At 67.8% G+C, this 6,893-nt stretch carries 6 protein-coding genes and 2 pseudogenes; 5 read left to right on the forward strand and 3 right to left on the reverse strand.

Translation table 11 applies throughout. The features are described from left to right. Positions 1–370: 370 nt before the first annotated feature. Complete coding sequence (locus KBX37_RS23275) at positions 371–1,633, reverse strand: LVIVD repeat-containing protein (protein WP_247658741.1); 1,263 nt, start codon at positions 1,631–1,633, stop codon at positions 371–373. 184 nt (positions 1,634–1,817) lie between these two features. Between KBX37_RS23275 and KBX37_RS23280 the strand changes: the two are divergent. Together KBX37_RS23280 and KBX37_RS36035 are read left to right on the forward strand one after the other, a co-directional pair. Next, positions 1,818–1,992, forward strand: a pseudogene (locus tag KBX37_RS23280) (multicopper oxidase family protein); the annotation flags it as partial. 192 nt (positions 1,993–2,184) lie between these two features. After that, positions 2,185–2,304: a hypothetical protein gene (locus KBX37_RS36035; protein ID WP_374103814.1), complete on the forward strand. Its 120-nt coding sequence runs from the start codon at positions 2,185–2,187 to the stop codon at positions 2,302–2,304. A 267-nt stretch (positions 2,305–2,571) separates the two neighbouring features. Here KBX37_RS36035 and KBX37_RS23290 read toward each other — a convergent pair whose 3' ends face one another. Both KBX37_RS23290 and KBX37_RS23295 read right to left on the reverse strand, forming a co-directional pair. Next, complete coding sequence (locus KBX37_RS23290; protein WP_210778039.1) at positions 2,572–3,147, reverse strand: dihydrofolate reductase family protein; 576 nt, start codon at positions 3,145–3,147, stop codon at positions 2,572–2,574. 169 nt (positions 3,148–3,316) lie between these two features. Then, a complete protein-coding gene (locus KBX37_RS23295) occupies positions 3,317–3,760 on the reverse strand; it encodes a DUF6069 family protein (protein ID WP_210778040.1) in 444 nt (147 codons plus the stop codon). A gap of 372 nt (positions 3,761–4,132) precedes the next feature. Between KBX37_RS23295 and KBX37_RS23300 the strand changes: the two genes are divergently transcribed. The 3 genes and pseudogenes from KBX37_RS23300 to KBX37_RS34725 form a co-directional block, all read left to right on the forward strand. Further along, complete coding sequence (locus tag KBX37_RS23300) at positions 4,133–4,495, forward strand: YciI family protein (RefSeq protein WP_210778041.1); 363 nt, start codon at positions 4,133–4,135, stop codon at positions 4,493–4,495. Positions 4,496–4,519: 24 nt separating this feature from the next. Continuing rightward, positions 4,520–5,731: an RNA polymerase sigma factor gene (locus tag KBX37_RS23305; RefSeq protein WP_210778042.1), complete on the forward strand. Its 1,212-nt coding sequence runs from the start codon at positions 4,520–4,522 to the stop codon at positions 5,729–5,731. Positions 5,732–6,084: 353 nt separating this feature from the next. After that, positions 6,085–6,420: pseudogene (locus tag KBX37_RS34725) on the forward strand (transposase); the annotation flags it as partial. Positions 6,421–6,893: the final 473 nt, after the last annotated feature.

The following is a 6,893-nucleotide window of genomic DNA, read 5'->3' on the forward strand; positions in this document are numbered from 1 at the left end:
GTGCTCGAACTGGTGTCACGCTGCGGCGGACCCGTCGGGCTACGCGAGGCCGTTGGCGTGACCAGCCCCGGACCAACTCACATCACATTTCAGCAAACTCGGAACTGGCACCAGCGGGTTCATCAGGGTGGAGTTGACGTCGGTGCTCGTGGAACCCGACGGGCGAATGCCGGCTCGCCCGACGGGCTTGGCATGGCAACCAGTTCATGATCCGCACGGCCGCCTCTGGTGCGAGCCCCCCTCCCGCCACCTTGGCGGTCAGGTCTGTTGCTCGCGCCCCGACCGCCGGAGCCAGGGGTGGGCGCTGTCGCTCACAGGACACGAAAGGCGGGCGGGCGCCATCGGCGCCCGCCCGCTTCTCGCAGCGGTGTCAGCGGAGCAGGAACGTCTGGGTCTGCGGGTTCAGCATCGGCAGTTTCCGGGCCCCGGCCGTCTCGAGCCCGCTATAGCGGAGCACGTCCACGCCGCGGGAGATGTCGTTGGCGATGATTAGGCCGTTGTACCAGTAGGTCGACCACTGGTTGGACCGCATGTCGTAGTAACCGATCTCCTTCGGGTGCCTCGGGTCGGTCAGGTCGACCACCGAGGTCCCCGAGCCGTACGCGGAGGAGACCAGGATGTTGCGGCCGGCGACCGGCACGTAGTTGAAGTTGTGGTAGGTGCTTGGTTCCGCGCGCGGGATACGCAGGTGACTGAGCGGCGTGCTCGGGTTGTCGACGGCGTACGTCCAGATCGCGCCGAACGGCTCCTGCGCGGGCCCGAAGTACTCGTCGCCGAACGTGACGTACTTCCCGTCGTGGGTGAACGCCGCGCTGTGCCAGATGTCGACGTCCGGCGTGTCGATGTCGGCGATCACGTGGGGCGCCAGCGGATTGCTGATGTCCCAGAGCTGGCCCTGGGACAGGCAGGCCGCGGCGGCGAGCTTGCGCGGGGTCAGTACCTGGATGTCGTGGCAGGCGAAGAAGTCGCCGGACGCGCCGGAGAATGCGTCGATCCCCTTGATGGTGGGCTCGGCGACGACCTTCGCGGCGAGGCCAGCGTCAGCGTCGCCACCCGGTACATCGATCACCGAGATCCGCTCGAAGGGAGCTTGGCAGTCCGGTCCGATGTTGCTGGCGCTCAGCGGGTACGAAGCGACGTAGATGTAGGTGCCGCCGTCCTCGCGGGGCACGAGGGTGTGGGTGTGTGACCCGCAGTCGGTACGGATCGCCTGGAGGAACTGGGGCGCGGTCGGGTCACTGACGTCGAAGACCCGTACACCCTCCCACGCACCGGGGGTAGAAGCGGTGACGTTGCGGGACCCCTCGCAGCCCGGCGTGCTCTGTGGCGTGTCCACGGACAGGAACAGCAGGTCGCCCCAGACCGACACGTCACCCTGGGGGCCGTTGCAGTGCACGTCGGCGAGTTCGACCGGTGTGCCGGGCTCAGAGATGTCGATGATGCGGAAGCCGCCGTAGTGGCCGGCGAAGACGAGGTTGCCGGAGAAGGCGAGGTCGGAGTTGACGCCACCGGTGTGCTCGGCGGTCGAGAGCAGGTGCATATTCTGGCTGTAGCCGTCGGCCGGGCTGCTGGGCGGGGGCGGCGGAACGGACCCGTCGTCCCACGGCTCGTGTGCCTGGGCGGGAGATGCCATCACGGCGAGCAGGATCGCCACGCCAGCGACGGCGAGTGATCGGGTTCGGGAAGGTCTACGCACGGCGCCCCCTCACGTCGGACGTGTCGCCACATGACGCGATCACGCAGGTGAATGTCACACTGTCAAATATCTTCACCTATCGCTAGACCCTGGGCGAAAACAAACCCAACCCTGGCTGACCGAGTTCACGTTCCCCGACCCGGGCGCCTACTTCTACCACCCGCACTCAGGCGTCCAACTCTGATCGCGCGCTCTACGGAGTGCTCATGGTCGACGACCCGCACGAGGCCGGTCGGTACGACCAGGAGTGGATCGTGGTGCTGGACGACTGGGTCGACGGCTGGCCCTGGTCGCCGCCGAACGCAGCACCCGTGCCGCTGAGATCAGTCAGGACCCGGTGGCAATAACCGCAAGCGCCCGGATCATGACCCACGCCCCTCATGAGCAACGGCCACAGCAATCAGGCACAGCAGCTGGCTGAAGACGCGATCGACGCATCATCCGGCGAGCAGGTACGACACCCGATCTCCCGTGCCGGCAACCGAAAGATCAACTGGGTACTGCACATCATGGCCGCAGTCCGGCTCCGCAACCCCACCGAGGGACGCGCCTACTTCGACCGAAAGAAGGCCGCCGGCAAGACGTCAATGGAAGGATGCGCGCGCTGAAACGACGCCTGTCCGACATCGTCTACCGACACATGATCAACGACACCGTGCCGGCCATGGCGGCGGGTCCGGAAGGACACCGGGGAACGACAACTGACTCCAGCGTGACCAGCTCACATCCCCAAGCCGGCTCTTCGGAGAAGTCACTTCCCGGACCCGCCAAGACTCAGCTTAGAACCCGGCTCCCAGCGTTGTCGACACAGAGGGGAGCCAGATGTGCACGTCCCACAGCGACAGGCCTTGACCCAAACCTCTTCCTCGAAGTGATCAATGGAGGGTGGGTCGGTAGATGAGCTCTTGGATGTGGTCGTCGAGCGTCCGGTGCTCGACCAACTCCAGGTCGAAGTCGGCCGCACCCTGGAAGATCGGTTCCAGCCCGGTCTGACCGGTGATGACGGGGAAGAGCGTGACCTGTACGTGGTCGACCAGGCCGGCGGCCATCAGCGCCCGGTTCAACGACAGGCTGCCGTGCGAGCGCAACGGCACCTCGGACTCCTCCTTGAGCCGGGCGACGACGTCGGCGGCGTCACCGCTCACGACGGTCGCGTTCGGCCAGTCGAGGTGTCCTTCCAGGGTCGTCGACACCACCGTTGCCGGCAGGCTCCTCATCCGAGTGACCCATGGGTCACGCACTTCGGACTCCTCGGTGCTCGAAGCCAGCATCCGCGTGAATGCCCGATACGTGTTGGCCCCGAAGACCATCCGCTGCTCCGCGGCGTACAAGGCAAGGCGGTGGTCGAGCAACTCGGGGCCTTGCCTACCCCAGTAGCCGGTCCAGTCGCCGCCCGCGGCACCGTATCCGTCGAGGCTGGAAAAGATGTCGAAGGTGTAGGTAGCGGTCATGTCGTGCCCCTCGCGTGCGGTTGATCGGTGGGTACTGGGGCCACTGCGAAAACTCATCGCCGTCGGACTGATCAAAGCGTCGTGCAGGCGCTTCTACTTCGTCACGCCACCGGCGGGATGGGACTGAAGCGTCGACCTGGCGAAGGGCAGTGGCACGGTTCGAGCCGGGTCAGCGCGTGCGCGCGAGCCGCCCTGCCAGGGCCGGCACCACGATCGCCGCGGCGACGGTGTGCAGCGTGATCAAGGTTGCTGCAGAGTCGGCGTCGAACCCGAACGTGAGGTCCGGGACGAAGGACAGCGCGGTCAGCGCGACCGCCGTCCGCACGAACGTGGTCCGCGGCCGGCTTACCTTGCGCGCCATGACGGCGGCAATGCCGACGCCGACGAGCGAGAAGACCAGCGTCAGCTGCGCGAACGCGGCGAGCGGGATGCTCGCGCCTGTGCTGTCGGCGAACGAGACCCCGGCGGCCGAGGCGACCGCCGCGAGGACGGTCGTGGTGACCGAGGCGACGACGGCCGCGGTGACGCCGTACTTCCAGACCGGCTGTCGCTGGACGGTCGGGGCCGGCGCGCTGGGGGTTGTGCGGGTGGGGACCTGGATGGTGGTGGACATGTCGGGCTCCTTGTCCTCGGCGGGCCGCCCGGTGCCACCCGCTCATACCTCCTCCACGAACGGGCGGGTCCGGATCCGACAGGTCCCGAGAAAACAGTTCAACGGGTGGATGCGTGGTGACGCAGCGTCGGGACGGGTCGGGCGCGGGTTCCGGCCCTGACGCCGGCGCAGCCAGTCCCGTCGGGTACGCCCTGGACGAAGACGCGGCTGAGGACCCGAACGTCCTGTGCTTCGCGCAGGGCGTCGACGCGCGGTTCGCTTTGAAGAATCCGGTCGCAAGATTTCTGGGGCAGGGTGTCGTATCGGCGGGATGCCGTTCGTGGTGGGGTGGAAGGCGGTCATCGGGACCGCCCGGAATTGAGGAGAAGTGGGATGACGCACTACCTGCTGGCCGTGCACGGCCCCGCCGAGATGGACGAGTTCGGCAACTACGGCTCAACGGAGGACATGGAGGAGGCGTTCGCCGCGACCGGCGCCTTTAATGACAAGCTGCGCGGTGACGGCTACTGGGTCTTCGCGGGTGGGCTTCAGCCGGCCTCGACGGCGACCGTCGTCGACGGCCAGGGTGAGACGCCGGTTTTGACCGACGGCCCCTACCTTGAGACCAAGGAGGTCCTCGGGGGTTTCTGGGTCATCGACGCGCCCGACCTCGACGTGGCGCTCACGCTGGCGGCCGAGGGGTCAAAGGCGTGCCGGGGCAAGGTCGAGGTCCGTCCGTTCGGCGGCCTCGCCTGAGCCGGTTCGACCGACGACTGATCGATGAACGACGGAACGGCGGCCGTCGAGCGGGTCTTCCGCGAGGAGTACGGCCGCCTGATCGCTTCGCTTGCCCGCCGATTCGGTGACATCGATATCGCAGAGGAGGCGGCGGGCGAGGCATTGGTAGCCGCGCTGGAGAGGTGGCCGGAGTCCGGCGTACCTCCCAACCCCGGCGGCTGGCTCACCACCGTCGCGGGCAACCGCGCGATCGACCGGATCCGTAGGGAGAACCAGCGCGACGCCAAGCATCAGGCGGCCTCCATGTACTACGACGACACGCCCCACGAGCCCACCGGACTGGTCGAGGACGACCGGTTGCGGCTGCTCTTCACCTGCTGCCACCCGTCGCTCGCACCGGAGGCGCGGATCGCGCTGACGCTCCGGCTCCTGGGTGGGCTGACCGTGCCGGAGATCGCGCAGGCGTTTCTCGTGCCCGAAACCACGATGGCGCAGCGGATCACCCGGGCGAAGAAGAAGATCGCGTCGGCGAAGGTGCCCTACCGGGTGCCCGAGGCCGCCGACCTCCCCGAGCGGCTCGGCGGTGTACTGGCAGTGCTGTTCCTCGTCTTCAACGAGGGCTACCTCGCCACCGGCGATGGCGACCCGGTTCGAGCCGAGCTCACGGGCGAGGCAATCCGGCTCGCGCGCATCCTCCGTCAGCTGCTCCCCGAGGAGCCGGAGGTCGCAGGTCTGCTCGGGCTGCTGGTGCTCACCGAGGCCCGGCGTGAGGCCCGCGTGCGGAATGGGCAGCTTGTGCCGCTCGATGAGCAGGACCACGCCGGCTGGAACCGCGCGCTGATCGACGAGGGCCACGACCTGGTCCGCGAGTGCCTCGCGATCAACCGACCCGGCCGCTACCAAATACTCGCCGCGATCAATGCCGTCCACACCGACGCCCCCACGGCGTCGGACACGGACTGGTCGCAGGTCGTCGCGCTTTACGACCAGCTGACCCGGCTCGACCCGTCGCCGATCGTCGCACTCAACCGCGCGGTCGCGGTCGCGGAGCTGGATGGCCCGGACGTCGCCCTCGCTCTGGTCGACCGGCTGCCGCTCACGGGCTACCACGCGTGGCACGCCACCCGCGCCAACCTGCTCCGCAGGCTTGGCCGGAGCGTCGAGGCGAAGGAGGCGTACGACGCCGCGATCGCCGCCACCCAGAACTCCGCCGAGCGGGCCTACCTGAGCAGGAAGCGCGGCGAGCTGGTGTGAGTGGTCCTACCATTCGGCATGGGCCACAGCGCCAGGCGCTGTCGAACTGGTGACGCTACCTGGCGTCGCAGTCCGCACCAATCGTCTCCACGGGGCGCGAGCGCTCCGCGCGACCTTGGCCTTCCGCTCCAGGTCGGCGCAGCCACCCGACCAGCTGGGTGAAGGAGCTGTTGGAGTCAGTTCGCCCGGGCCGACAAATCGCGTTTCGGAGGACTCCGGCAGGTCTCGGGCCCTCCATCTGCCTGACCGCTCATCGGCAGGAGCGAGAACGCAGCGGCAGATCCGGTTACTAAGAGCTCCTAACGAAATGATGTTGGGCGTGTCCTCGGACGTGATGATCGTTCACTCTGGATGTGAGGAGGGGTGAGCAGCCGCCGTGGATCGTCTCGGACGACCTGTGGGCCGAGATCCCGCCGCTGCTGCCACCCCGACCTGCACGCCGGCGTCGCTGCCCGGGCCGCAAGCCGCTGGATGACCGCAAGGTGTTGTGCGGGATCCTGTTCGTGCTCTACACCGCGATCCCGTGGGAGTACCTGCCGCAGGAACTCGGGTTCGGGTCGGGAATGACCTGCTGGCGACGGCTGCGGGACTGGAACGACGCCGGCGTGTGGCAGCGGCTGCACGAGGTGCTGCTCGGCAGACTCCGGGCGGTGATCGACGGCTCCCACATCCGGGCCGTCAAGGGCGGCCCAAAACCGAAAGGGGCGCGCCAGGTGCCGCGCCAGTGCCCGAGCAACAGCGATCTGCGACGTGCCGGAACTGTGGGCAGCCGCTGTTTCACGAGTGGCTGTGGGGCTGGATGCACGAAGGCGATCGCTACCTGTGTGAGGACGCTGCCACGGGCGAGTTGCTGTGCCGAACCGGCTACGCCCACCCAATCCCTTGTGACAACTGCAGGGCCAGGGCCACAGACAGCCACGGGGCGCCGATCTGCCATCTACGGCAGGACGAGGCGTGGCGGCAGGGGCGTCTCTGTTCTCACGGTCTGCGCCACATCGGGCCGGCGGCGGTGCCGCTGCGAAGCGCGAAGGGCGCGCCCTGGGTGTCAGGGTTGGGTGAGTCCAGTGGTTCAGAGCAAGTAGCCCTCCCGGGGCGAGGATGGATCTTCCTTCGATGACGATTCCCAGCACAGATATGTCCGTCAGGCACGATGGGGTCATGG

It is taken from the genome of Micromonospora sp. U56 (genome assembly GCF_018070095.1).
GTDB classification, from domain to species: Bacteria; Actinomycetota; Actinomycetes; order Mycobacteriales; family Micromonosporaceae; genus Micromonospora; species Micromonospora purpureochromogenes.

What these genes read in the sequence shown, in the direction of transcription:
- KBX37_RS23275 (WP_247658741.1), bottom strand. Translation starts at nt 1,633, where the DNA reads ATGGCATCTCCCGCCCAGGCACACGAGCCGTGGGACGACGGGTCCGTT.
- KBX37_RS23290 (WP_210778039.1), bottom strand. Translation starts at nt 3,147, where the DNA reads ATGACCGCTACCTACACCTTCGACATCTTTTCCAGCCTCGACGGATAC.
- KBX37_RS23295 (WP_210778040.1), bottom strand. Translation starts at nt 3,760, where the DNA reads ATGTCCACCACCATCCAGGTCCCCACCCGCACAACCCCCAGCGCGCCG.
- KBX37_RS23300 (WP_210778041.1), top strand. Translation starts at nt 4,133, where the DNA reads ATGACGCACTACCTGCTGGCCGTGCACGGCCCCGCCGAGATGGACGAG.
- KBX37_RS23305 (WP_210778042.1), top strand. Translation starts at nt 4,520, where the DNA reads ATGAACGACGGAACGGCGGCCGTCGAGCGGGTCTTCCGCGAGGAGTAC.